Source organism: Brevibacterium sp. p3-SID960, from assembly GCF_025144725.1.
In the GTDB taxonomy this organism is placed as follows: domain Bacteria; phylum Actinomycetota; class Actinomycetes; order Actinomycetales; family Brevibacteriaceae; genus Brevibacterium.
In genome coordinates this window covers 1-22382 of record NZ_JALXKS010000025.1, presented here as the reverse complement: position 1 = coordinate 22382, position 22382 = coordinate 1, and the positions used below count along the sequence as shown (strand labels likewise).

25 protein-coding genes are annotated in these 22382 nt (G+C 66.6%); 18 read left to right on the top strand and 7 right to left on the bottom strand.

Features of this window, described 5'->3' with window-relative positions:
- Position 1 precedes the first annotated feature (1 nt).
- The 8 genes from rplR (at position 2) to M3B11_RS08590 (ending at position 5053) form a co-directional block, all read left to right on the top strand.
- Entirely contained in the window at positions 2-382 is a 381-nt protein-coding gene (gene rplR / locus M3B11_RS08625) for a 50S ribosomal protein L18 (protein ID WP_102161513.1), read from the top strand.
- Positions 379-1038 (top strand): 30S ribosomal protein S5, encoded by a 660-nt coding sequence (rpsE, locus tag M3B11_RS08620; protein ID WP_259877101.1) that lies wholly within the window; start codon positions 379-381, stop codon positions 1036-1038. Before rplR ends, rpsE begins: the two co-directional genes overlap by 4 nt.
- On the top strand, positions 1038-1220 hold the full coding sequence (gene rpmD / locus M3B11_RS08615; protein ID WP_225210439.1) for a 50S ribosomal protein L30: 183 nt from the start codon (positions 1038-1040) through the stop codon (positions 1218-1220). The genes rpsE and rpmD overlap by 1 nt, the downstream gene beginning before the upstream one ends.
- A gap of 1 nt (position 1221) precedes the next feature.
- Positions 1222-1674 (top strand): 50S ribosomal protein L15, encoded by a 453-nt coding sequence (gene rplO / locus M3B11_RS08610; protein WP_102161519.1) that lies wholly within the window; start codon positions 1222-1224, stop codon positions 1672-1674.
- 256 nt (positions 1675-1930) lie between these two features.
- Positions 1931-3232 (top strand): preprotein translocase subunit SecY, encoded by a 1302-nt coding sequence (gene secY / locus M3B11_RS08605; protein WP_259877100.1) that lies wholly within the window; start codon positions 1931-1933, stop codon positions 3230-3232.
- A 126-nt stretch (positions 3233-3358) separates the two neighbouring features.
- Positions 3359-3928, top strand: a complete 570-nt coding sequence (locus M3B11_RS08600; RefSeq protein WP_259877099.1) for an adenylate kinase — start codon at positions 3359-3361, stop codon at positions 3926-3928.
- A complete protein-coding gene (map, locus tag M3B11_RS08595; RefSeq protein WP_259877098.1) occupies positions 3928-4803 on the top strand; it encodes a type I methionyl aminopeptidase in 876 nt (291 codons plus the stop codon). Before M3B11_RS08600 ends, map begins: the two co-directional genes overlap by 1 nt.
- Positions 4804-4816: 13 nt before the next feature.
- Entirely contained in the window at positions 4817-5053 is a 237-nt protein-coding gene (locus M3B11_RS08590) for a hypothetical protein (RefSeq protein ID WP_259877097.1), read from the top strand.
- Here the strand turns inward: M3B11_RS08590 and M3B11_RS08585 are convergent.
- A complete protein-coding gene (locus M3B11_RS08585) occupies positions 5007-6152 on the bottom strand; it encodes a MalY/PatB family protein (RefSeq protein ID WP_259877096.1) in 1146 nt (381 codons plus the stop codon). The genes M3B11_RS08590 and M3B11_RS08585 overlap by 47 nt on opposite strands.
- A gap of 253 nt (positions 6153-6405) precedes the next feature.
- Here M3B11_RS08585 and M3B11_RS08580 point away from each other — a divergent pair, with 253 nt between their 5' ends.
- Positions 6406-9369 carry an alpha/beta hydrolase gene (locus M3B11_RS08580; protein WP_259877094.1) on the top strand — a complete coding sequence of 988 codons (2964 nt, stop codon included), beginning with the start codon at positions 6406-6408 and terminating at the stop codon, positions 9367-9369.
- 133 nt (positions 9370-9502) lie between these two features.
- Here M3B11_RS08580 and M3B11_RS08575 read toward each other — a convergent pair whose 3' ends face one another.
- Entirely contained in the window at positions 9503-10516 is a 1014-nt protein-coding gene (locus M3B11_RS08575) for a C2 family cysteine protease (protein ID WP_259877093.1), read from the bottom strand.
- 220 nt (positions 10517-10736) lie between these two features.
- On the opposite strand from M3B11_RS08575, the gene infA reads away from it, so the two are divergent.
- The 7 genes from infA to M3B11_RS08540 all read left to right on the top strand — a co-directional run bounded on the left by infA (position 10737) and on the right by M3B11_RS08540 (position 14320).
- Entirely contained in the window at positions 10737-10958 is a 222-nt protein-coding gene (gene infA, locus M3B11_RS08570; protein WP_019159374.1) for a translation initiation factor IF-1, read from the top strand.
- A 78-nt stretch (positions 10959-11036) separates the two neighbouring features.
- Positions 11037-11150 carry a 50S ribosomal protein L36 gene (rpmJ, locus tag M3B11_RS08565; RefSeq protein WP_102161533.1) on the top strand — a complete coding sequence of 38 codons (114 nt, stop codon included), beginning with the start codon at positions 11037-11039 and terminating at the stop codon, positions 11148-11150.
- A gap of 205 nt (positions 11151-11355) precedes the next feature.
- The gene (gene rpsM / locus M3B11_RS08560; protein WP_259877092.1) at positions 11356-11724 is read left to right on the top strand and encodes a 30S ribosomal protein S13; all 369 of its coding nucleotides are present in this window, start codon (positions 11356-11358) and stop codon (positions 11722-11724) included.
- A gap of 42 nt (positions 11725-11766) precedes the next feature.
- Positions 11767-12171: a 30S ribosomal protein S11 gene (rpsK, locus tag M3B11_RS08555; protein WP_102161537.1), complete on the top strand. Its 405-nt coding sequence runs from the start codon at positions 11767-11769 to the stop codon at positions 12169-12171.
- A gap of 171 nt (positions 12172-12342) precedes the next feature.
- A complete protein-coding gene (locus tag M3B11_RS08550; protein ID WP_165884695.1) occupies positions 12343-13335 on the top strand; it encodes a DNA-directed RNA polymerase subunit alpha in 993 nt (330 codons plus the stop codon).
- A 36-nt stretch (positions 13336-13371) separates the two neighbouring features.
- Positions 13372-13965, top strand: a complete 594-nt coding sequence (rplQ, locus tag M3B11_RS08545; protein WP_259844268.1) for a 50S ribosomal protein L17 — start codon at positions 13372-13374, stop codon at positions 13963-13965.
- 193 nt (positions 13966-14158) lie between these two features.
- Entirely contained in the window at positions 14159-14320 is a 162-nt protein-coding gene (locus tag M3B11_RS08540) for a hypothetical protein (protein WP_259877091.1), read from the top strand.
- Positions 14321-14325: 5 nt separating this feature from the next.
- Here M3B11_RS08540 and M3B11_RS08535 read toward each other — a convergent pair whose 3' ends face one another.
- The 5 genes from M3B11_RS08535 to purU all read right to left on the bottom strand — a co-directional run bounded on the left by M3B11_RS08535 (position 14326) and on the right by purU (position 19961).
- The gene (locus tag M3B11_RS08535; protein ID WP_259877090.1) at positions 14326-15537 is read right to left on the bottom strand and encodes a hypothetical protein; all 1212 of its coding nucleotides are present in this window, start codon (positions 15535-15537) and stop codon (positions 14326-14328) included.
- A complete protein-coding gene (locus M3B11_RS08530) occupies positions 15534-16763 on the bottom strand; it encodes a hypothetical protein (RefSeq protein ID WP_259877089.1) in 1230 nt (409 codons plus the stop codon). The genes M3B11_RS08535 and M3B11_RS08530 overlap by 4 nt, the downstream gene beginning before the upstream one ends.
- Positions 16763-17242, bottom strand: a complete 480-nt coding sequence (locus tag M3B11_RS08525; RefSeq protein WP_259877088.1) for an antibiotic biosynthesis monooxygenase — start codon at positions 17240-17242, stop codon at positions 16763-16765. The genes M3B11_RS08530 and M3B11_RS08525 overlap by 1 nt, the downstream gene beginning before the upstream one ends.
- A 2-nt stretch (positions 17243-17244) precedes the next feature.
- Positions 17245-18849 (bottom strand): phenylacetate--CoA ligase family protein, encoded by a 1605-nt coding sequence (locus M3B11_RS08520; RefSeq protein ID WP_259877087.1) that lies wholly within the window; start codon positions 18847-18849, stop codon positions 17245-17247.
- Between the two features lie 188 nt (positions 18850-19037).
- A complete protein-coding gene (purU, locus tag M3B11_RS08515) occupies positions 19038-19961 on the bottom strand; it encodes a formyltetrahydrofolate deformylase (RefSeq protein ID WP_259877086.1) in 924 nt (307 codons plus the stop codon).
- 220 nt (positions 19962-20181) lie between these two features.
- Between purU and glyA the strand changes: the two genes are divergently transcribed.
- Together glyA and M3B11_RS08505 are read left to right on the top strand one after the other, a co-directional pair.
- On the top strand, positions 20182-21462 hold the full coding sequence (gene glyA, locus M3B11_RS08510) for a serine hydroxymethyltransferase (RefSeq protein ID WP_311197758.1): 1281 nt from the start codon (positions 20182-20184) through the stop codon (positions 21460-21462).
- Entirely contained in the window at positions 21462-22352 is an 891-nt protein-coding gene (locus tag M3B11_RS08505) for a bifunctional methylenetetrahydrofolate dehydrogenase/methenyltetrahydrofolate cyclohydrolase (RefSeq protein WP_259877085.1), read from the top strand. Before glyA ends, M3B11_RS08505 begins: the two co-directional genes overlap by 1 nt.
- The last annotated feature ends 30 nt before the right edge of the window (positions 22353-22382 follow it).

Sequence of the window (22382 nt, the reverse complement as noted above, 5' to 3'; positions counted from 1 at the left end):
CATGGCCTTCGGAATGAAGAAGAGCTACGGCAAGGGCAAGGCTGCCGCTCGTGCCCGCCGCCACGCTCGCCTGCGCAAGCACATCTCCGGCACCGCCGAACGTCCGCGCCTCGTCGTGAACCGTTCGTCGCGGCACATGTTCGTCCAGGTCGTCGACGACTCCGTCGGCAAGACGCTCGCCTCGGCCTCGACCATGGAAGCCGATCTGCGCGCATCGAGCGACGACAAGACCGCAAAGGCTCGCAAGGTTGGCGAACTCGTCGCCGAGCGTGCGAAAGCAGCCGGTATCGAGGCTGTCGTGTTCGACCGTGGCGGCAACGCCTATCACGGACGCGTGGCAGCGATCGCCGAGGGTGCCCGTGAAGGAGGACTGTCCCTGTGAGCACTGAAGAGAACAAGGACCAGCAGGTCACCAGCACCGAGAACACCGCCAAGCAGGACGACCAGCGCGGCCGCGGTCGTGGCCGCGGACGCGGTGAAGGCGGCGGACGTCGGGGCGGTCGCGGAGACCGTGACGACAAGAACCAGTTCATCGAGCATGTCGTGACCATCAACCGTGTGTCGAAGGTTGTCAAGGGCGGGCGTCGTTTCTCGTTCACCGCTCTCGTCGTCGTCGGCGACGGCGACGGCATGGTCGGCATGGGCTACGGCAAGGCGAAGGAAGTTCCGGCCGCCATTGCCAAGGGTGTCGAAGAGGCGAAGAAGAACTTCTTCCGCGTCCCGCGCATCCAGAAGACCATCCCGCACCCGGTGCAGGGCGAAGACGCCGCCGGCGTCGTCCTCCTGCGTCCGGCCGCACCGGGCACCGGTGTGATCGCCGGTGGTCCGGTCCGCGCCGTCCTCGACTGCGCTGGCATCCACGACATCCTCTCGAAGTCCCTGGGCTCGGCCAACGCGATCAACATCGTGCACGCGGCCATCGCCGCCCTCAAGGGCCTCGAGCGTCCTGAGGAAGTGGCAGCACGCCGCGGCCTCCCGGTCGACGAAGTTGCGCCGCGCGCCATGCTGCGGGCAGCCGAAAGCGGGGCGAAGGCGTGATGGCACAGCTGAAGATTACCCAGGTCAAATCGACAATCGGTGGCAAGCAGAACCAGCGCGATACGCTGCGGACCCTCGGTCTGAAGCGGATCAACGATTCTGTCACGCGTGAGGACAGCCCGGAAGTCCGCGGCATGGTCAACGTCGTGCGCCACCTGGTCACATGTGAAGAGGTGGACTGAAATGGCAGATGAGAAGGCACTCAAGCTCCACCATCTGCGTCCTGCTCCCGGCTCCAACACCGCCAAGACCCGCGTGGGCCGCGGTGAGGCGTCGAAGGGCAAGACCGCCGGTCGCGGCACCAAGGGCACCAAGGCCCGTTACCAGGTGCCGCACGGCTTCGAAGGTGGACAGACCCCGCTGCACATGCGCCTGCCGAAGCTGCGCGGCTTCAAGAACCCGAACAAGGTTCACTACCAGGTTGTCAATCTCGACAAGCTGTCGTCGCTCTTCCCTAACGGCGGAGACGTGACGGTTGAAGACCTCGTCGCCAAGGGCGCAGTGCGCGCCAACCAGCCGGTCAAGGTGCTCGGCACCGGAGAGATCTCCGTGGCCGTCAACATCACCGCTGACAAGTTCTCCGGCTCTGCAGCCGAGAAGATCGCAGCGGCCGGCGGCTCGACCACGACGCGCTGAGGATCTGTCCTCACCGTCTGCAGAGCCTCGCTCTGAGATGAAGAGGGAGGTCCGTCTCGTGCGGGCCTCCCTCTTCGCATCTCCGGCCACGGCAGCCGAGCCCCGTCTCCGCGCCGAAATTCTCGCTTTCCGATTGCTCTCTGGCAGGCGAGTCCTGATAAGGTCGGTCAGGTACTCAAAGACTTGAACGAATTCTCGGGCCCTCGAGCAGCCACCGCTGCCTGCCTGCCCGAGGTGAAGATCCCCAGGAGGACGCTTGCTCGGCGCAATTGGGCGGGCTTTCAAAACGCCCGATCTGAGGAACAAACTCCTCTTCACTCTCGGCATCGTTGTGCTCTACCGCATCGGCGTCTTCATCCCAGCTCCCGGCATCGACTACGGGCAGGTGCAGGAATGCGTCGCCTCCCCGCAGATGACGCAGGGTGCCTTCGGGCTCATCAATCTCTTCAGCGGCGGCGCGCTGCTGCAGCTGTCGATCTTCGCGCTCGGCATCATGCCCTACATCACCGCCAGCATCATCACCCAGCTGCTGCGCGTGGTCATCCCGCGCTTCGAGGCCCTCCACAAGGAAGGTGCCTCCGGTCAGGCGAAGCTGACCCAGTACACCCGCTACATGACGATCGGCCTCGGCCTGCTCAACGCGACGACTCTCGTGACGACCGTGCGCTCCGGTGCGCTCTTCGGGAACGTCGCAGCCTGCCAGAACCTCATCGTCAACGACACCTGGTGGGGCATCGGCATCATCGTGCTGACGCTGACCGCCGGCACCGGCCTCATCATGTGGATGGGCGAGCAGATCACCGAGCGCGGTGTCGGCAACGGCATGTCGCTGATGATCTTCACCGCCGTAGCCGCTGGCTTCCCGGCATCCTTCGGCGGCATCCTGCGCACCCAGGGCATCGACATCTTCGCCATCGTGATGCTCGTCGGCCTGGCGATCGTCACCCTCGTCGTGTTCGTCGAGCAGTCCCAGCGCCGTATCCCGGTCCAGTACGCCAAGCGGATGGTAGGCCGCCGCATGTTCGGGGGCACCTCCACCTACATTCCGATCAAGGTCAACCAGGCCGGCGTCATCCCGGTCATCTTCGCCTCCTCGGTGCTGTACCTGCCGAGCCTCATCTCCCAGTTCGGCGACCCGGAGTCGGCGTGGGTGCAGTGGATCAACAAGTACTTCACCTCCGGTGACCACCCGCTGTACATGGCCGTGTACTTCCTGCTTACGATCTTCTTCGCCTACTTCTACGTCGCGATCACCTTCAACCCCGAAGAGGTCGCCGACAACATGAAGAAGTACGGCGGCTTCATCCCCGGCATCCGCGCCGGCAAGCCGACCGAGCGCTACCTCAGCTACGTGCTCACCCGCATCACCTTCCCCGGTTCGCTCTACCTCGCGGTCATCGCGATGATCCCGCTCATCGCGCTTGTCCTCATCGGCGCGAACCAGGACTTCCCGTTCGGCGGCACCTCGATCCTCATCGTCGTCGGCGTCGGCCTGGAGACGGTCAAGCAGATCGATTCGCAGATGCAGCAGCGCCACTACGAGGGCCTGCTGCGCTGATCGCCGCGGGTGCCGCATCCCCCCGGGCTGCCGGGCCCGAGGCGGTGGGCACCCAGGTGCCCCCGCCGCCTCACCGGCCGGCTGGCCGGTCGTAGAATGGGGGCACACTCCTATGAAAGGAAGCACATGAGCGTACGCATCATCCTCATCGGCCCGCCCGGTGCCGGCAAAGGCACCCAGGCCGCCAAGCTGAGCGAGAAGCTCGGCATCCCGGCGATCTCGACCGGTGACATCTTCCGCGCCAATGTCGCCGGAGAGACCGAACTCGGCAAGACCGCCAAGCGGTACATGGACGCCGGCGAGTACGTGCCTGACGAGGTCACCAACTCGATGGTCCAGGACCGCCTCGGACAGGATGATGCGCAGGCCGGCTTCCTGCTCGACGGCTACCCGCGCACCGAAGCGCAGGTCGCCGAACTCGACCGCATGCTCGAGGGCATGGGGGAGAAGCTCGACCATGTCGTCGAGCTCACCGCAGACACCGATGAGGTCGTTGAGCGTCTGCTCGCCCGCGCCCAGCTGCAGGGCCGCAGTGACGACACCGAAGACGTCATCCGCCACCGCCTCGACGTCTACGCCGAGCAGACCCAGCCGCTGACCGACATCTACGCTGAGCGCGGCCTGCTGCGTCAGGTCGACGGCCTCGGTGACGTCGACGCCATCACCGAGCGCATCGTCAAGGCCATCGACGTCTGATGTTCGGACCGCGCCTGGAGCTCAAGACCCCGGCACAGATCACGACCATGCGCAAGGCTGGTCTCGTCACACGGGCGGCCCTGGAGGCCGCCCGTGCGGCGTGTGTGCCCGGTGCCACCACCGCCGATGTCGACGCCGCCGGCGCCCGCGCGATCGCCGAGGCCGGCGCGCGCTCGAACTTCAAGGGCTACCACGGCTTCCCCGGCACCCTGTGCGTGTCGGTCAATGAGGAGATCGTCCACGGCATCCCCGGCGACCGGGTGCTCGAAGCCGGAGACATCGTCTCCATCGACGGAGGCGCAATCGTCGGCGGCTTCCATGGAGACTCGGCGATGACGGTCTTCGTCGGCGGCGAAGAAGCTGCCAGTGCCGAGGACCGGCAGCTCTCCCGGGTCACCGAGGCGGCCATGTGGGCGGGCATCGCCGCCTTTGCCACTGCGACCCGCGTCGGCGAGATCGGTGCGGCGATCGAGGAGACCGTCGACGATCTCGGCAGTGCAGCCGCCCTGAGCGAATCGCTCGGCACGCAGCGCTCGCGCGGTTTTGGTCTCATCATGGAGTACACCGGCCATGGCATCGGATCCCAGATGCACATGGAACCGGAAGTGCTCAACTACGCAGCCAAACAGCTCGGTCCCAAGATCAAGCCCGGACTCGTGCTGTGCATCGAACCGATGCTCACCGCCAGCGGCTCTGCCGCATCCGAGGTGCTTGACGACGACTGGACCGTCGTGACGAAGGACGGCTCGCACGCCTCGCACTGGGAGCATACCGTCGCGCGGCACTCCAAGGGCATCTGGGTGCTCACCGCACCCGACGGGGGAGCCGCGGGCCTGGCGCCCTACGGCATCACACCGGCGCCGCTGGAGGGCTGAGACCAACGGCACCGTGACTCATCGCCAACTGGGCGACATGACCGCTGAGCTCGTCGACGGTCCGCGCCCCGGACAGGAGCTCGGTGCACTCATGGGCCAGCTCCTCGACGTCTTCGGCCGACGCTGCTCAGTCGACGGCCAGAAGGCGGCCCAGCAGGGTTCCGGCGCTGACCTCATCGACTGCGTGCCGTGGGGTGAGCCGATCAGTGCGGCTGACAGGCCTTCGCAACCCGTTCGACGATCTCGGTGAGGATAGCGCTGGTCGTCGCCATGTTCACGCGCACGCAGCCAGCACCCACACGTCCGCATTCCTGACCGTTTGTGAGCGCGACCTTCGCGTGCTCGCGCAGGAACGCTGCGGCGTCCTCGCCGATATCGTAGGCGCGCAGGTCGAGCCAGGCGATGTAGGTGCCCTGCGGCACAAGGTAGGACGCCTGAGGCAGATGCCTGTCCACCAGCTCGGCCATAAGCTTGCGATTGCCGTCGAGGTAGTCGATGAAACGGCCGAGCCATTCGTCGCCGTCGCGGTAGGCCGCTGTCGTGGCCACCAGTCCCGGGTTCGCTGCAGCACCGGAGACGAAGCGCGCCCGATCCCGGTAGACATCCCGGTGCTCGGGGTTGGTGAAGAGCACCTGCGCGCATTTGAGCCCGGGGATGTTGAAGGCCTTCGAGCACGAGGTTGCAGTGATCGTGTGCCGGCCCGCCGCCTCGGACACGGTGGCGTAGGGAACGTGTTGCTGGCCGTCGAAGACGAGCTGGGCATGGATCTCATCGGAGAACACGCGCGCGTCGTTCTTCTCGATGAGTTCAGCGATCCGCTCGTGCTCAGCGCATGTGTAGACCTTGCCGACCGGATTGTGCGGATTGCAGTGCAGGAACACGGCACCGGGTTCGAGAGCGGCATCGAGGGCGTCGAAGTCGATCTCCCAGGCATCGGACGTGCGGATGAGCGGCACCTCGCGCACCACGCGGTCGCGGGTGGCCGGGGCGGTGAAGAACGGCATGTACGCCGGCGTCAGCAGTACGACCGGGGCCTCCGGCGGCGAGAACAGATCGAGGGTTGCCAGCAGCGCTGAGAGGACATCGGGGGCGAAGTCGATGTCGCCGGGGGAGATGTCCCATCCGTAGCGGCGGGCATGGAACTCAGCGGTGGCCTGACGGGCCTCAGCGTGCATTGCCTGGGGAGCGTAGGTGAAGAGCTCCTTGGCGGTCAGCTCCTCCAGCGCATCGTGCACACAGGGTGCCGTGCCGAAATCGGCCTCGGCGATGAACGCCCCGAGCGTTCCGGGGAATGTCGTCCACTTGACCGATCCGCGGTCGACGAGCTCCGCGGGCGTATATTCCTTCACCTGATCTGTCCTCTCTTCGGCGTCATTGCCGACATCCAGCCTCTCTTCGGTGTGGTTGCCGACATCCAGCCTAGCGCTGACAGCGCACGCGCCGAAAACGCGGACTTCAGCAGCGGAATCCAGACCCAGATGCGCAGAAAACACTACTACTTTCGTCATAGATCGATTCGCTGACCAGCGGCGATGTTCGCACCTCCACAAAGCATGAGAGAAAGGTCACAAGTCGCACACTTTTCGCAATAGGCTCTCGGGTATGACTGATTCACCACAGACACCGCCGGCGCTGCGCAGAATGCGCACCGCCGGCGTCGCTACGACTGTGACTCTGGCGATGACCCTTGGATTCGGCACCTCTGTCCTCGCTGCACCGTCGCAGCCGGCAGAGAGCGCGCCCCGGACGGCCCCCGAATCGACGACGAACCCCACCGACATGGTCGACAAGCTCACCATCGCCTACACCGGTGAGACGACGATGGCCGAGGCAGAGACACTCGAAATCCCCGTCACCGTCAAGGGCGAGGCCGGCGATGTCCTCACCCTCAGGCTCAAGCACGCCCAGAACAGCGAAATCGTCGAGGGCACCGACACTGACGTCACGATCGGGGAAGACGGGACGGCAGAGGAAACCCTCGAAGTCGAGGACCTCGCGCCGGGTGTCTACGCGATCACCGGCGGCGACGACAACCTCATGAGCTCCGATAAGACCTTCACCGTCGAGGAGGAGGAAGACGCACAGGCCCCGGACGCTGGCGAGGAGTCCGACACCGATGCAGACGGTCCAGATGCCGATGAGGAGCAGAGCGGTGTCCGCGAGGACGGCCTCGACGAGTACTACCCCCAGCTGGCCAAGGAGCTGTTCGACGCCGACGGCGACGGCACCTACGAGATCCCTGAGCCGGCCGCCGGTGGCACGAGCACCGGAAACGTCCCGAAGGGCCTGGAGAAGCATTACGGCCAGGCGCTCAACCTCTCGGCAGGCAACTGCGAGAAGCTCGGTCAGCCTGACTTCGAAGAGCGGATCGGCCGCGCGCCTGAATGCGGTTACGTCATCATGCCGATCGATGCCGAGGACCCGAGTGCAGGCAACATCGCGGTGTCGGTCATGAAGGTCAGAGCCGGCAAGGTTGAGAACGGCACGTTCGTCGAGAACGAGAACCCGCGCGGCACCGTGCTGTGGAACCCGGGCGGCCCGGGCGGCTCCGGCATGACCCTGTCGGTCGCCGGCGCGCTCTACGAGCCCGACCTGGCAGCCGAATACGACATGCTCGGCTTCGACCCGCGCGGCACCGGTGCCTCGATGCCGTTCTCGCAGTGCTCCTCTGATGAGCAGATCGACAAGGACCGCGAGTCCAACCCGCACGGCAAGGAGACCCGCGAGGAAGTCGAAGATGCACTCAAGGAGCAGACCGAGCGCTTCGCCGATGACTGCTTCGAAAACACCGGCAAGGCCTTCGATCTCGGTGAGGCTGGGCAGAAGAAGCTCATGCAGCACCTGGGCACCTGGGATGCTGTCGGCGACATGGACCTCATGCGCTCGGCATTCGGCGATGAGAAGCTCAACTTCATCGGCTTCTCCTACGGCACCCGCCTCGGTTACGTCTACTCGCAGAAGTTCCAGGCCAATGTCGGTCGCCTCGTGCTCGACGGCGTCGTCGATCCCGGCAAGGTCGACGAGCTGGCTGCGATGAAGGCGATCAACGCCGCCTCCGAGAACTACTTCGATCCCAGCGGCACCGCCGACAGCGACGATCCGGCTGATGACGAGGACAAGACCATCAACCAGGGTGCTGGCTTCCAGAACACCTTCGAACAGTTCGCCAAGGACTGCACCGCCAAGGGCGCGCAGAACAAGACCTGGGGCGAGCTGTGGCCAGAGGTCTTCGGTGACAGCCCGATCGCTGACGAGACCTTCAGCTGTGCGCTCGGCGATGGTGTCGAGGATGTCGATCAGCTCACCGATGCGAACGCCAAGCTGCTGCAGACGCTTGAGTCCAAGCCTCTGCCGACCGGTCAGCCGAACGACGAGCGGATGGTCTCCTTCGCTGATGGCCGCACCGGTGTCTTCCAGGCACTGTACTCCGAGACGCTGTGGCCGCAGCTGGCCTACGGGCTGGCCGAGCTCAAGCAGGGTGAGACTGCCGGCATGCTCATGCAGCTGGCTGACGAATACAATGAGCGCGATGAGAGCGGCCACTACGCGCCGATGCTTCAGGCATTCACCAACATCCGCTGCACCGATGCCAACAGCTACGGCGACATGCCTGACATCGAGAAGGCACGTGACTTCGCTGAGCGCTACGACGAGGCCGCTCCGTTCCAGCGTTCGTCGAAGACTCCGGGTGAGTACGACTACTGCGACTTCTGGCAGTTCAAGGGCACCCTGCCCGCTCCGGAGAAGCTGACGAAGGTGCCGAACATCCTCGTCGTCTCGACGACGCATGACTCGGCCACCCCGTACCCGGCTGGCGTCAAGCTCGCCCGCGTCATCGACGGCACCCTGCTGTCTGCCTCAGGTGCTTCGCACACCTCGTACATGAAACGCGACCCGAACATGACCTGCGTCGACGACACCGTCAACGACTTCCTCATCAACGGTGACGTTCCGAAGGACGGCGACTACGGCAACACGCTCGACAAGCCCGATACCGTCAAGGATGATCGCGGCAACGACGTGACGCTCACGACTCAGTGCAAGGTCGAGACGTTCCGCTCGTCTGGCTTCTCGATCTCGACCGGCAAGGCACACGCTGGTGAGAAGCTGCTCTACACCGCTGAGCACCAGGACGATGTCGATGACTACACCATCGCCTTCGACGGCACGAAGGTCGCTGAGGGCACGATGGACAACGGCGGCAACGCTGCCGGTCAGTTCACCGTCCCGGAAGACGCTAAGCCCGGCACGTACGAGGTCACCCTCGTCAACGCCGCCGGCGATGTCGTTGCCGCTGACTTCCTTGAGGTCATGCGCGATGACAACCCCAAGGGCGATGACGACGATGACTCCAACGGCGGTGGCGACACCGACAAGGACGACAAGGGATCCGACGACGACGGCAATGGCAAGAAGGACGACGGCCGCGATAAGAACGCCGACAGAGACGGCAAGCTTCCGCGCACCGGTGCCGAGATCATGCCGTACCTGCTGCTCATCCTCGCTCTCATCGGCGGCGGTTCCGCAGCACTGTACAAGTCGCGCCGAATCTCCTCGGACGGCTGAGTGATCAGCTGACACCTGAGCCGCACGGCTCATGGTGAGCGATCCCAGGGGCGGTCTCTTCGGAGGCCGCCCCTGCGGCGTGTCTGGAATCGGCCGCGTGCGTGAGTCCAGCAGCAGGGCAACAGCGCCGCTGTCAGGGGTCGGTGAGTACTGGCCCGACGTTGACCGACAGGAATATCCGCCGGAACTGCGCCTGGGACAGGTACAGGTCGGTGCGCCGCGGATGACGGGAACCCGGTCGCGGATCGGCGCCGCCGAGCGGGTTGCGCAGATGGATGCGCAGCGGGCCGGCACCGTCGGGCAACGGCCGGCCGTCCTCATCGACCCGAGCGATGCCGCATACGACGTAGACGTGGCCATTCATGACCGCGATCTGCCGGGCGGGGTCATCCTCACGTGGGATGAGCCGGGTCGGCTTCCGGCGCAGCAGCGTGGAGGCTACCACCGGCCGGTTCGCCTCCTGCCAGGAGGCCACGGTGGCGAACCGGGGAATCGGGCGGGCCGGAGTGACCTGACCGGTGAGCAGATAGAAGGCGTTTCCGGAGAACCCGTGCTCGATCCCGGTGTAGCTGCCGCGCCCGAAGGTGACCGCGGCCGCCTTCTCGACAAGACTGGCGAGATTCGCCCGGCCCCGGGAGTCCCCGGTGCGGTGCTGGGCGGGCACGACCGGGGAGATCGTCACCGCCCGCGGCCGCAGCCCGGTGTGCAGCCGCACCTGGATGAGCCCATTGGGCAGCTGGTCTATGAGTGAGGCGGTGAAACCGGGCCGGGTGTGCTCACAGGCGGCGAGGGCCGCGATGAACCAGCAGTCGCCCAGCCTTCCCTGCTGCACCTCGACAGGAGACTCGACGACCCGGCCGTCCGAGCCCGTCGGCACCTCGACGCCGGCGTCGAGAGTCTGGGATCCGCGCGCCCGGGGCTCCAAGGCGGGCAGCGCTGCCAGGGCGGCTGCCGCCTCGGGCGCGGAGGCGGGAATGAGCGCCTCGATCGCACGCGCGGCGCGGTGGTGATAGAAGCCTGCCCGGCGCAGCAGGCGGGGGAGAAGCATGAAACGGGAATCCGGTTCGCCTGACAGCTCGGCATTGAGCGCACCGGCATCAGCGGGCGTGAGGAAGGGCGCAGTCGCGGGCGCAGAAATCAGTGGCACGAACACGCGGTTTCGTGTAGAGTGGTGGATTGGTCTGTGACCTCTGGACATGCCAGTTCCGTCTTTCTCCGGGTAGCTTAGCCCATCCGGTGAGCCGTGCGGAATCGGACACTCCGGGTCAGGACTGCCGGTCGAATCAGGTCCCACCCGGGCAGCCGAAGCGGGCCTGAGACACGAACGAACGCAGCATGTCTGCGGGAAAATGGGGTTGACGAACGATATGGCCAAAAAAGAAGGGGTCATTGAGATCGAAGGAACCGTTGTCGAAGCACTCCCGAACGCCTCGTTCCGGGTGGAGCTGACCAACGGGCACAAGGTTCTGGCGCACATCTCCGGAAAGATGCGCCAGCACTACATCCGCATTCTCCCCGAGGATCGCGTCGTGGTGGAGCTCTCTCCCTACGACCTGTCCCGCGGTCGCATCGTCTACCGGTACAAGTAACAGATCTTTTCGACCGCTATTCTGCGTCGCCCCCAGGGACCCTCCTGGGGTTTTCGCAGTCAGCAAGAAGGACTCACGATGAAGGTTCACCCCAGCGTCAAGAAGGTCTGCGAGAAGTGCAAGGTGATTCGGCGTCACAGCCGCGTCATGGTGATCTGCGACAACCCGCGCCACAAGCAGCGCCAGGGCTGATCGCTCACTTCACGCAGACTCCCGTTCGCTCCTGCTGAAAGCAGCTGCGAGCACCACACCCAAGCAGACCTCGCCCCCTGCGGCAGGCCAGGCCCAGCCTGACAGGCAGCAGGACGACACCCCCGGTTCGGAGGCCGGGGACCCGGGACACCCGGGACAGGTCTGAGCAAGCACCTTCGACAACGAAAACACGGAGTAAGAACTTATGGCACGTCTTGCCGGAGTCGATCTCCCGCGTGAGAAGCGCGTGGAAGTCGCCCTGACATACATCTATGGTGTGGGCCGCACTCGTGCGAGCCAGACCCTGACCGAGACCGGGATCGACCCGCACACCCGCGTCAAGGACCTCAGCGATGATGAGCTCGTGCAGCTGCGCGACTACATCGAGGGAACGTTCAAGGTGGAAGGCGACCTGCGCCGCGAAGTGGCCGCCGACATCCGCCGCAAGGTTGAGATCGGCTGCTATGCAGGCCTGCGCCACCGCCGCGGCCTGCCGGTGCGCGGTCAGCGCACCAAGACCAATGCGCGCACCCGCAAGGGCCCGAAGCGCACGGTTGCCGGTAAGAAGAAGTAATCCCGCTTTCACCGAACACCCTCGATCAGGAGTTTGAGATCTATGCCTCCCAAGTCACGCGCAGGAGCAGTGCGCAAGCCGCGTCGTCGCGATAAGAAGAACATCGTCAACGGCCAGGCCCACATCAAGTCCACGTTCAACAACACGATCGTTTCGATCACCGACCCCACAGGAGCTGTGATCTCCTGGGCTTCCGCCGGTGAGGTCGGCTTCAAGGGATCGCGCAAGTCCACCCCGTACGCCGCACAGATGGCCGCTGAGTCCGCTGCCCGCCGCGCCATGGAGATGGGCCTGAAGAAGGTCGACGTCTTCGTCAAGGGCCCGGGATCGGGACGCGAGACCGCGATCCGCTCGCTCCAGGCCGCCGGCCTCGAGCTGGGCACCATCCAGGACGTCACCCCGACGCCGCACAACGGCTGCCGCCCGCCGAAGCGCCGCCGCGGCTGAGCCTCTCCGGTTCTCCCTCCCGAGGCGGGCCGCCTGCTGGCAGGTGAGCCGACGCCTCGGGCACGGGGGACCGGACGCACTGTCCACCACCCGCAAGCGTTACGAGTACTGAATTACTCAACTAGTGCATGCGAGCGTCATATAGCGGATGCTCGCTGAAAGGAAGCCCACGTGCTCATTGCACAGCGCCCCACGCTCACGGAAGAGGCTGTATCAGCCAATCGATCGCGCTTCGTCATCGAGCCGCTCGAGCCCGGTTTCGGATACACCCTCGGCAACTCGCTGCGTCGGACCCTGCTCTCGTCCATCCCCGGTGCCTCGGTTACGAGCATCCGCGTCGATGGCGTGCTGCACGAGTTCACCACGGTGCCCGGAGTGAAGGAGGATGTCACCGAATTCATCCTCAACCTCAAGTCCCTCGTCGTCTCCTCGGAGTTCGACGAGCCGGTCGTGGCCTACCTGCGCAAGCAGGGCCCGGGCACGGTCACCGCTGAGGACATCTCGGCCCCGGCCGGTGTGGAGATTCACAACCCCGAGCTCTACATCGCCACGCTCAACGAAGACGGCCGCCTCGACATGGAGCTGACCATCGAGCGCGGTCGCGGCTACGTGTCTGCTGCGCAGAACAAGAACGCCGACGCCGAGATCGGCCGGATCCCAGTCGACTCGATCTACTCGCCGGTGCTCAAGGTCACCTACAAGGTCGAAGCCACTCGTGTCGAACAGCGCACTGACTTCGACCGTCTCATCGTCGATGTCGAGACGAAGCCGTCGATCGCCCCGCGCGACGCCGTCGCCTCGGCCGGCAAGACCCTCGTCGAGCTCTTCGGCCTGGCCCGCGAGCTCAACGTCGAAGCCGAAGGCATCGACATCGGCCCCTCGCCGGTGGACGCTGCCCTGGCCGCCGATCTCGCTCTGGCGATCGAGGACCTCGACCTCACCGTCCGGTCCTACAACTGCCTCAAGCGTGAAGGCATCCACACCGTCGGAGAACTGGTCGCCCGCAGCGAAGCAGACCTCATGGACATCCGCAACTTCGGTTCGAAGTCCATCGACGAAGTCAAGGCCAAGCTCAACGAGCTCGGACTCAGCCTCAAGGACAGCCCTGCGGGCTACGGCGAGGCTGGCGAAGAGATGAGCTACGTCGACGACGAGCAGTACTGAGCGGCTGACCGAACAGAGATTTCAAGGAGATAAACAATGCCTACGCCTACCAAGGGCAACCGCCTCGGCGGCTCCCCGGCGCACGAGCGGGCGATGCTGAACAACATGGCGTCCCAGCTCTTCGAGAACAAGTCCATCACCACGACGGTGACGAAGGCCAAGCGCCTGCGCCCGGTCGCCGAGCGTCTCATCACCTTCGCCAAGCGCGGTGACCTGGCTGCTCGCCGCCGTGTCATGCAGCAGATCGGCGACAAGTCCGTCGTCCACGAGCTGTTCACCTCGATCGCCCCGGCTGTCGCTGAGCGTCCCGGCGGCTACACCCGCATCACCAAGATCGGCCCGCGCAAGGGCGATAACGCCCCGATGGCCGTCATCGAGCTCGTGCTCGAGGCCTACTCGCCCAAGCAGGCCACGGTGAAGGAAGCCGAGGAGGCCACCAAGGCCGCCGCTGCCGATGAGCCGAAGGCCGAAGACACCACGGCTGAGGGCGCCACCGGTGACGACGAGACCCCCGAGGTCGAGCCGGACGTCACCTCCGGTGCCCAGGACGACGAGGCACAGGAAGCCGCCGAGCAGTCTGAGGATGCTGAGAAGGCCGACGACGTCGAGAAGGCAGACGACGAGAAGTGAGTCGCTGAGCGTCCCGCAGCGTCCCGCTGAGCATCGCAGGCCCGGAACCGCTGAGGTTCCGGGCCTGCAGTGCATTCATACCGCAGGTGCAGGCCGCTCTGGACGAACCGTCAGGGTCGGACGCTACCATCAAGGGACATTGACGCATACCGGCCTGTCATCACATGCGGGCCGCGTCCGGAAAGGAGCGCACATGTCGCTGAGGAACAGGAAGAAGCGCAAGCAGCAGGGCCGTTCGCCGCAGGAGGGCCGGGCACTGCTCGTCGGCCTGGCCAGCACTCTGCTCGGTGCAGCCGTCACCGCGGTGACGCGCAAGATCGCAGGCAGCCGCCGCCGGCGCAGGAAGAAGAAGTGACTCGTTCAGCGCAGCCGCGGTGAGCGGGGCACGGAGCCGGTCGACCGTCCCACCGAGAAAGCGGTGAAAGGCTGGTAGACCGGCTTCCCGCCATCGCGGGCCGGTGCCGTGCGGCGCAGCACATCGGCAAGCATCGCCGCCGGCAGCTGCACATCCTTCAGCTGCGACTCGACTGAGACCCGCAGGCCGTGACGGGCGAAGACGAGCCACAGCCGCATGAGCTCCCGGCCCAGCAGCACCCAGCGTTGAGCGCTGACCTCACTGGGATGCCGGGCCTCGATCGCCAGCGCCAGCCGGTCCGGGGCGCGGCGAGTGATGAACGTCGGCAGCATCGTCGACCAGGCACTGGCGGTCACGAGGATGGCGCGCAACCGGTCACGGGCCCCATCCGGTGCCTCATCTCCGCCGAGCAACCGGGCCGCAAGCCGGCCAGTCCGTCGCGGCAGGCGCAGGGTCTCAGCCGTCAGCCCGTCCTCCTGATAGCGGGGATCACGGTCATCGAGCCGCAGCCAGCGCACAGTCTCATCGAAGGCCTCCCGCGGCTCGAACGGCGCCGACTGCGCATAGCGGGCGGCTTTCACCCAGATCGCCTCCGGCACCTGCGCGATGACGATGCCAGAGATCCGGTCGTCGGGTTCCTGCCGATGCACCTCGCCGTGGGCGGTGCGATCGAGGATCGCCTGCGGGCGCAGCGCGGCATACTCGGCCACGGCCGCCTCGACCGCTGCGGTGTCGCGGCGCAGCCGACCGCGATCAATCTGCCGGGTCAGCACCTCGGCGACCGCGAACCCCGCCGAGACCTCCGCATCGGACGGATCCGGCGCATCGGAAGGATCCGGCGCATCGGAAGGACCCGCTCCGTCGGCCGGGGGCGCCGCATCGCCTGCGGGCTCGGACCCGGCGGGTGTCAGCAGGAACGTGATCGTCACGTCATGCCGCTCACCGGTGACCGTGAGCTCACACAGCCGCAGGCCCTCCTCGGCCGCAGCGATCGTACACGCCTCGACCCAGCAGCCGAGCGACATGCCCAGGTCCGCGCCGTGCTCATCGCTGACCGGCAGGGTCCGCTCGGCATCAGTGCGCACCCGGATCCTGGCCCCAGCCTCGGTGATCTCCAGCAGCCGCGGCAGCCACGGCTGTGTGTTGTGAGCGCTCGGGGCGCGGGAGGCGATGTCGAAGAGACCCTCGATCGTCTCGGCGGTCAGCGGTCGGGTCATGCATGCACCTCGCGGAAGAAGAAGCGGAGTTCGTGAAGCCAGTGGCCGCCGGCCCTGCCGGGCACGGCCGAAGAACCGAGATTGTCATCACCGACGAACGTCACGCGCAGCCGCCGGTAGCCCTTGCGCACGAGTTCAGAGTACATCTTCCGCGCCAGCAGCGACACGAGCCCGCGGCCCTGCGCCTCCGGGTGGGCGGCCTGGACGATGAGCACCGCATCGCGTCCCGTGCCCGAGGCGGCGCGCCCGGTGAGCTGCTGACGCGCCAATAGTGCTGCAGCCGTGGCATTGAGGCGCCCGCCGGTGGCTCGCAGCACGCGGACCGGGTCGGGCACGGTGAGGATGAACGCAGCCGCCGGGTCGGCTGAACCGGCATCGAGGTCCTCGGCGGTGACGATGAGGCCGGGATCCATGAGCAGCCCCAGCCCCTGGACCTGGGAGGCGAACTGAGCGTCCGTGATCTGCGTGTAGTAGGCCAGCACATCGAAGGCGGCGTTCATCGTCGGGCGGATGCGGCCGAGTGCGCGGGCGAGCCCGAATCGGGACGGCGTGGTGATCCGCACGCCGGCGGCCGCGCACTCGGCCTGACTCGGCGCGGTCGCTCGGGCGGCGGGGACGTCAGCGAGCTCGACCTCCCAGGTGTGTCCGCCGCCCCAGCGGTGGAACCCGGCCGTCTCATAAGCCTTGGCAGTGGCTGCGGTGTTCCAGGCGGTGTCGAAGAAGCCGGGGTGCTGGTGCCCGTTGACCACCACACCGCCGGTCTGGTTCGGCAGCAGGGACACCGGCCCGAACAGGTGGGTGCAGCCGGCCGCCTGCGCGCGGGCCTCGAGCTCGGCGAAGAGCGCCTCAGCTGCTGATGGGGACTCGAACTCGGTCGCGCCGAACAACTGGGCGCGCACCTGCCGGTGCTGCCAGTCGTCGACGACGCCGGCCTGCACCTCCGGCGGCGTCAGCCTGCGGCGCAGTCGGCCTGAGAGCCGCTCATCGAGTGCCGGATACCGGTGGGCGGTGGTGCGTCCGACGACTCGGCCGCCGGGATCCTTGGCGATGAGCAGGGTGACATCATCGGGAAACCAGGAGCGGCCGGTCCACCAGGCGGTGATATCCGAGCGCAGCAGCGGCACCCAGTGATCGGCCCCACCCTGGCTGGCTGCCAGTGTGGCGGGGAAGTCGAGGAATTCGCGCAGCTCAGCCCGGGTGGAGACTTCGGAGACGGTGATGAGCATCAGCGACTGTCACCCAGGTGCGGGCCGGTGCCCGCGGTCACCGGCGCCTCGGCGGCGGTCTCACCGGCAACAGGGGAGAACCGGTCGATCATCCCGGTGGCTGCGTCCTCGGCGCGGAAGATCCCGTTCGTGTATCCCCACTCCTCGGCGGTGAGGATGCGGATGAAACCGCCGCGAGCCGGGGACTCATCACCGCGGCCCACCAGCCAGCGCATGATCTCGTGATGCTCGTGCGTGCGGGCGAACCGCATGAGGTCGTCCTGGGACTCGAAGGCGACGACGAGCCCGATGCGGTTGGGGAACTCGTAGTAGCTGCGATGCCACAGGTAGCCCGGCGCCCGTTTGAGGGCGCGGGCGAGCTTCGGCCAGCGCCGCAGCTGACCGGCGATCGCCGTCAGGGAGCGGTATTCGTTGCAGCCGAGGAACACCGAACCGGCCCGGCCCTGCGGCGGCGTGCGGGAGAAGTCAGTCGTGCGCATGATCAGTCCTCCGTCATGAGGTAGACGTTCTTGATCTTCGTCTGCCCGCTGGTGAACGGGCCGGTGCCGTGGTCGTGGAGCTCCAGGTGGATCTCCGCCGCCGAGGCGTCCTCCTCCAGGGACTGCTTGAAGTCCCGGGACACCTCCGTCAGGTGGCCGAGCACCCCCGAGGTGAGTGCGTGGGCCATCTCGGTGCGCTCGCCCTCGCTCAGCGCCCGGGCCTCAGCTGTGTCGCGCAGCTGCACATGCAGGGCCGGGCGGACCTCCAGCTCGCCGTGGTCGCGCAGTTCGATGCGGAAGGACTCGATGAGTCCGGCGAAGCGCTCATCGCGGTACAGGCCGTTCTCGACATCGAGCGGGTAGATGTTCGCGCCCATATACGAGATCGTCGAATCCGCCCGGCCGTACAGCAGCACAAACGGCAGCCGCATCCCCTGCCGGCGAAACGCTGCCGACAGCCGGGCGGACAGCTCGGGGAACCGGCGGGTGACGGCGACCATATCGGGAAAGTCGATGAGTGTGGCCTCATCGCCGATGTTGTAGCGCAGCCTGGGGCTCATGACCGAGGCGGAGTTGATGGTGACGACGAGTTCGCCGTCAGCGGTGGTCTCCAGGTAGGTCTCCAGGGGGTTGTACTGGAAGATCATCGGGGTGCGGTCTTCGCCGGTGCCCAGCAGGGCGGTGCGGAAGGCGTGGTTGCGGGTGAGTTCGCGGCGGATCTCGACGGCCACATCGGTCTCACCGGCCATCCCGATCGTCAGATCCGAGGCGCCATAGCCGGAGTAGACGCGTTCGAAGCGCTTCTGCACATAGTCGCGCAGACCCTCGGTCATCGCCTCCCCGCCGACGAACCCGTTGAACCGGAACTCATCCCAGTACGCGGGGTCCTCCGCGTCCATCCGGTCGACGAGGTGCTTGAGGAACGGGGGATAGGCGCTGATGAGGTAGGTGTGGCGTGGGCCGAAGTGGCGCAGCGTGTCGAGGATCTTCTCCAGGTCGGGGCCGGTGTTCTTCACCATCGCGACCTTCGCCATCGCCAGGCCAGTGTTCGTGCCCGTCGCCCAGGCGCCCATCGAGAAGGCGTTGATGCAGAAGAGGTCTTCGGCTCCGAACAGGAACGTGACATAGCCGGCGACGTTCTTGTGCACGGTCGCCAGCTCCTTCTTCGAACGCATCCAGTTGTACGGTGTGCCCGAGGAGCCGGAGGACTCGTCGACGACGGTGCCGACCATGTCGATGCGGCCTTTCCAGCACCGGTCCTCCTCGGAGTAGGCGCTGACATACCCGGACTTCGAGGTCTGCGGGTAGCTGTCGAGGTCCCACCAGCGGAACGCGTAGCCGTTGGCGACGAGATGGTCCTGATAGGCCGGCACATCGAGGCTGGCCTGCTGGCAGATCATCCACGCGTTCAGCTTCGCGAAGCGCTCCAGACCCGGTCGATAGTTCCGGGCCGTCAGCCGCCACAGCGCCGGATGCGCCCGATAGGCGGTGTAGGCGGTCGTCAGGCCGAGGTTCGTCAGCCGCAGCAGCGCCTGGCGGGCGAGGTTGACCGGCCCGCGCTTGATCACCGGCTGCCGGAGGGAGTCACCGCTTCCGAGATTGCTCATAGAGTCAATCTACGGCTCCGCGCGCGCCGGCGACAGAGTCTGCGTGTGACCGTTCGGCAACATCCCCGCGATGTGCCCGTAACCGAACCCGCTTTCCTGCGGGCAGCCGAACTCGCTTCCACCCCGGCGGGCAACAGGGTCCGGGTGACCGAACCGAACCCGATTCCACCCCGGTGGTCGAGCCGAATTCAGTCGAAGACGACGGTGCGGTGCCCGTCGAGGAGCACCCGGCCCTCGGCATGCCAGCCGACGGCTCGTGAGAGCACTGCTGCCTCGACGTCTTGGCCGAAGCGGATGAATTGGGCCGGGGTGTGGCGGTGCTCGACGCGCACGACGTCCTGTTCGATGATCGGGCCCTCATCGAGGTCGTCGGTGACGTAGTGGGCGGTCGCACCGATGATCTTGACCCCGCGGTCGTGGGCCTGATGGTAGGGGCGGGCGCCCTTGAAACTGGGCAGGAAGGAATGGTGGATGTTGATGATCCGCCCGGCCATCCGCTCGCACAGGGCGGGGGAGAGGATCTGCATATAGCGGGCGAGGACGACGAGTTCGATGTCGAGCTCATCGACCAGCCGCAGCAGCTCCGCCTCGGCGGAGGCCTTCGTCTCAGCAGACACGGGGATGTGGTGGAAGGGCACCCCGGCGTGCTCGGCCATCGGGGCGAGCACCTCATGGTTGCCGGCCACCGCAGCGATGTCGATCGGCAGTGCCCCGGACCCGGTGTGGAACAGCAGGCTGTTGAGGCAGTGGCCGGCCTTCGACACCATGACGAGTGTGCGCAGCCGCCGGTCGGCCCGGTGCAGCTCAGCGGACATGTTCAGCCGCTGAGCGACCGGGGCGAGCGCTGCCCGGATGGCCTCCTCACCGGTGCGGGTGCGAAACTGCAGACGCAGGAAGAACTGGTGGGTGTCCGGTGAGCCGAACTGCTGCGATTCGGTGATCGTGGCATCGATCCCCACGAGCATCCCGGACACGGCGTGGACGATGCCGCCCTGGTCGGGGCAGGCGATCGAGAGCACCCATTCAGGAGCCGTGTCCGCGCCCGAGGCGGGGGATGGGCTGGCGGCTGGAACCGCGGTGGCGGGCGTGCTGAGCGAGGCGGAGGTCTGCATAGCCCCCTAGTGTAGGCCGGGCGCGCGTGCGCCGGCGCCTGATCTCGACCTCGCCAGCTGGGTGCGTGTGCTGATCCGGTGTGGGAGTGTGCATGAGACGCCCGCCCTGGGGCGGTTTCCGGCTGTTAGAGTTGTCCCTGGCGAGTACCATGCCGGCGGTGGAGCCGGGCCGCCCGCTATCGAATCCCAAATAATTCCCGTCTTGCAAGGAGTCGCCGGAATGAACGATGCGTCGACCATGAACGCCTCGATCGATCAGATCGACCCGGAGATCGCTTCCGTCCTCGACCAGGAGCTCGACCGCCAGCGCGGCACGCTCGAGATGATCGCCTCGGAGAACTTCGTCCCCACTGCAGTGCTGCAGGCGCAGGGGTCGGTGCTGACGAACAAGTACGCCGAGGGCTACCCGGGCCGTCGCTACTACGGCGGCTGCGAAGCCGTCGACATCGCCGAGAACCTCGCCATCGACCGTGCCAAGAGCCTGTTCGGCGCCGAGTACGCCAACGTCCAGCCGCACTCGGGTGCCTCGGCCAATGCCGCTGTCATGCACGCCTTCGCCCGCGCCGGTGACGGACTGCTCGGCCTCAGCCTCGCCCACGGCGGCCACCTGACCCACGGCATGAAGATCAACTTCTCCGGCCGCCTCTACGAGGTCTCAGCTTACGAAGTCGATCCCGACACCTACCGGGTGGACATGGACAAGGTCCGCGAGCAGGCGCTCGCCAGCCGCCCGAAGGTCATCGTCGCAGGCTGGTCGGCTTACCCCCGCCAGCTCGACTTCGCCGCCTTCCGCGAAATCGCCGATGAGGTCGGTGCCGCCCTGTGGGTCGATATGGCACACTTCGCAGGCCTCGTCGCCGCCGGCCTGCACCCCAACCCGGTCCCGCACGCCGATGTCGTGTCCTCGACGGTGCACAAGACGATCGGCGGCCCGCGCTCGGGCTTCATCCTCTCCCGCGACCCCGAGCACGCCAAGAAGCTCAACTCGGCGGTGTTCCCCGGTCAGCAGGGCGGGCCGCTCATGCACGTCGTCGCTGCCAAGGCCGTGGCCTTCAAGCTGGCCGGCGCCGAGGAGTTCAAGGAGCGCCAGGAGCGCACCGTCGAAGGTGCGAAGATCCTCGCTGAGCGTCTCCTCGAACCCGATGTCGCCGCCGCCGGCGTCTCCGTCCTCACCGGCGGCACCGATGTTCATCTCACGCTCGTCGACCTGCGCGACTCCGCTCTCGACGGACAGCAGGCCGAGGACCTTCTGCACGAGGTCGGCATCACCGTCAACCGCAACGCGGTGCCCTTCGACCCGCGTCCGCCGATGGTCACCTCGGGACTGCGCATCGGCACCCCGGCGCTGGCGACCCGCGGTTTCGGGGCGAACGAGTTCACCGAGGTCGCCGACATCATCGCCGAGTCGCTCAAGCCCAGCCCGGACGTTGAGGCCCTCAAGGCCCGGGTGGCGAAGCTGACCGGGGACTTCCCGCTCTACGAAGGACTGAGCCAGTACTGATGACTGCGCAGAGACTCGACGGCAAGGCAGCAGCTAAGGACATCAAGGATGAACTCGCCGGACGGGTGCGCACGCTGGCTGAGTCAGGGCACACACCCGGGCTCGGCACCGTGCTCGTCGGTGAGGATCCCGGCTCCCAGTCCTATGTGGCCGGCAAGCACCGCGACTGCGAGCAGGTCGGGATCCGCTCGATCCGCCGCGACCTGCCCGAGGACATCAGCCAGGCAGACCTCGAAGCGGTCATCGACGAGCTCAACGCCGATGACGAGTGCACCGCCTACATCGTCCAGCTGCCGCTGCCAGGTCACATCGACACCGATGCGATCTTGGAGCGCATCGACCCGGACAAGGACGCCGACGGCCTGCATCCGATGAACCTCGGCCGGCTGATGCTCAACGTCAACCGTCCGATCGACTCGCCGCTGCCGTGCACTCCGCGCGGTGTCATCGAGCTCATCGACCGGGCCGGCATCGACCTGGCCGGCCAGCACGTCGTCGTCATCGGCCGCGGCGTCACCGTCGGTCGGTCGATCGGCTCGCTGCTCACCCGCCGCGATCACAACGCGACGGTCACCCTGACCCACACCGGCACCCGGAACCTCAATGAGCTGCTGCAACAGGCGGACGTCATCGTCGCCGCTGCCGGCTCGGCCCACCTGGTCAAGCCCGGGGCGGTCAGGCCCGGTGCCGTCGTCCTCGACGTCGGGGTCTCCCGCGTCGTCGACGAGGAGACCGGCAAAGGCAGGATCACCGGTGACGTCGACCCCGCTGTGGCCGAGGTGGCCGGCTGGCTGTCGCCGAACCCCGGCGGAGTCGGGCCGATGACCCGCGCGCTGCTGCTGCGCAACGTCGTCGAGATCGCCGAACGCCAGGCCGGCCAGCAGAACTGACCCGCACACCGGCAGAACACAGTGAAGGGC

Excerpts from the sequence above, each read along its gene's own strand:
- rplR (WP_102161513.1), top strand. The coding sequence starts at position 2 with ATGGCCTTCGGAATGAAGAAGAGCTACGGCAAGGGCAAGGCTGCCGCT.
- rpmD (WP_225210439.1), top strand. The coding sequence starts at position 1,038 with ATGGCACAGCTGAAGATTACCCAGGTCAAATCGACAATCGGTGGCAAG.
- rplO (WP_102161519.1), top strand. The coding sequence starts at position 1,222 with ATGGCAGATGAGAAGGCACTCAAGCTCCACCATCTGCGTCCTGCTCCC.
- M3B11_RS08600 (WP_259877099.1), top strand. The coding sequence starts at position 3,359 with ATGAGCGTACGCATCATCCTCATCGGCCCGCCCGGTGCCGGCAAAGGC.
- map (WP_259877098.1), top strand. The coding sequence starts at position 3,928 with ATGTTCGGACCGCGCCTGGAGCTCAAGACCCCGGCACAGATCACGACC.
- M3B11_RS08580 (WP_259877094.1), top strand. The coding sequence starts at position 6,406 with ATGACTGATTCACCACAGACACCGCCGGCGCTGCGCAGAATGCGCACC.
- infA (WP_019159374.1), top strand. The coding sequence starts at position 10,737 with ATGGCCAAAAAAGAAGGGGTCATTGAGATCGAAGGAACCGTTGTCGAA.
- rpmJ (WP_102161533.1), top strand. The coding sequence starts at position 11,037 with ATGAAGGTTCACCCCAGCGTCAAGAAGGTCTGCGAGAAGTGCAAGGTG.
- rpsM (WP_259877092.1), top strand. The coding sequence starts at position 11,356 with ATGGCACGTCTTGCCGGAGTCGATCTCCCGCGTGAGAAGCGCGTGGAA.
- rpsK (WP_102161537.1), top strand. The coding sequence starts at position 11,767 with ATGCCTCCCAAGTCACGCGCAGGAGCAGTGCGCAAGCCGCGTCGTCGC.
- rplQ (WP_259844268.1), top strand. The coding sequence starts at position 13,372 with ATGCCTACGCCTACCAAGGGCAACCGCCTCGGCGGCTCCCCGGCGCAC.
- M3B11_RS08540 (WP_259877091.1), top strand. The coding sequence starts at position 14,159 with ATGTCGCTGAGGAACAGGAAGAAGCGCAAGCAGCAGGGCCGTTCGCCG.
- M3B11_RS08535 (WP_259877090.1), bottom strand. The coding sequence starts at position 15,537 with ATGACCCGACCGCTGACCGCCGAGACGATCGAGGGTCTCTTCGACATC.
- M3B11_RS08530 (WP_259877089.1), bottom strand. The coding sequence starts at position 16,763 with ATGCTCATCACCGTCTCCGAAGTCTCCACCCGGGCTGAGCTGCGCGAA.
- M3B11_RS08525 (WP_259877088.1), bottom strand. The coding sequence starts at position 17,242 with ATGCGCACGACTGACTTCTCCCGCACGCCGCCGCAGGGCCGGGCCGGT.
- M3B11_RS08520 (WP_259877087.1), bottom strand. The coding sequence starts at position 18,849 with ATGAGCAATCTCGGAAGCGGTGACTCCCTCCGGCAGCCGGTGATCAAG.
- purU (WP_259877086.1), bottom strand. The coding sequence starts at position 19,961 with ATGCAGACCTCCGCCTCGCTCAGCACGCCCGCCACCGCGGTTCCAGCC.
- glyA (WP_311197758.1), top strand. The coding sequence starts at position 20,182 with ATGAACGATGCGTCGACCATGAACGCCTCGATCGATCAGATCGACCCG.
- M3B11_RS08505 (WP_259877085.1), top strand. The coding sequence starts at position 21,462 with ATGACTGCGCAGAGACTCGACGGCAAGGCAGCAGCTAAGGACATCAAG.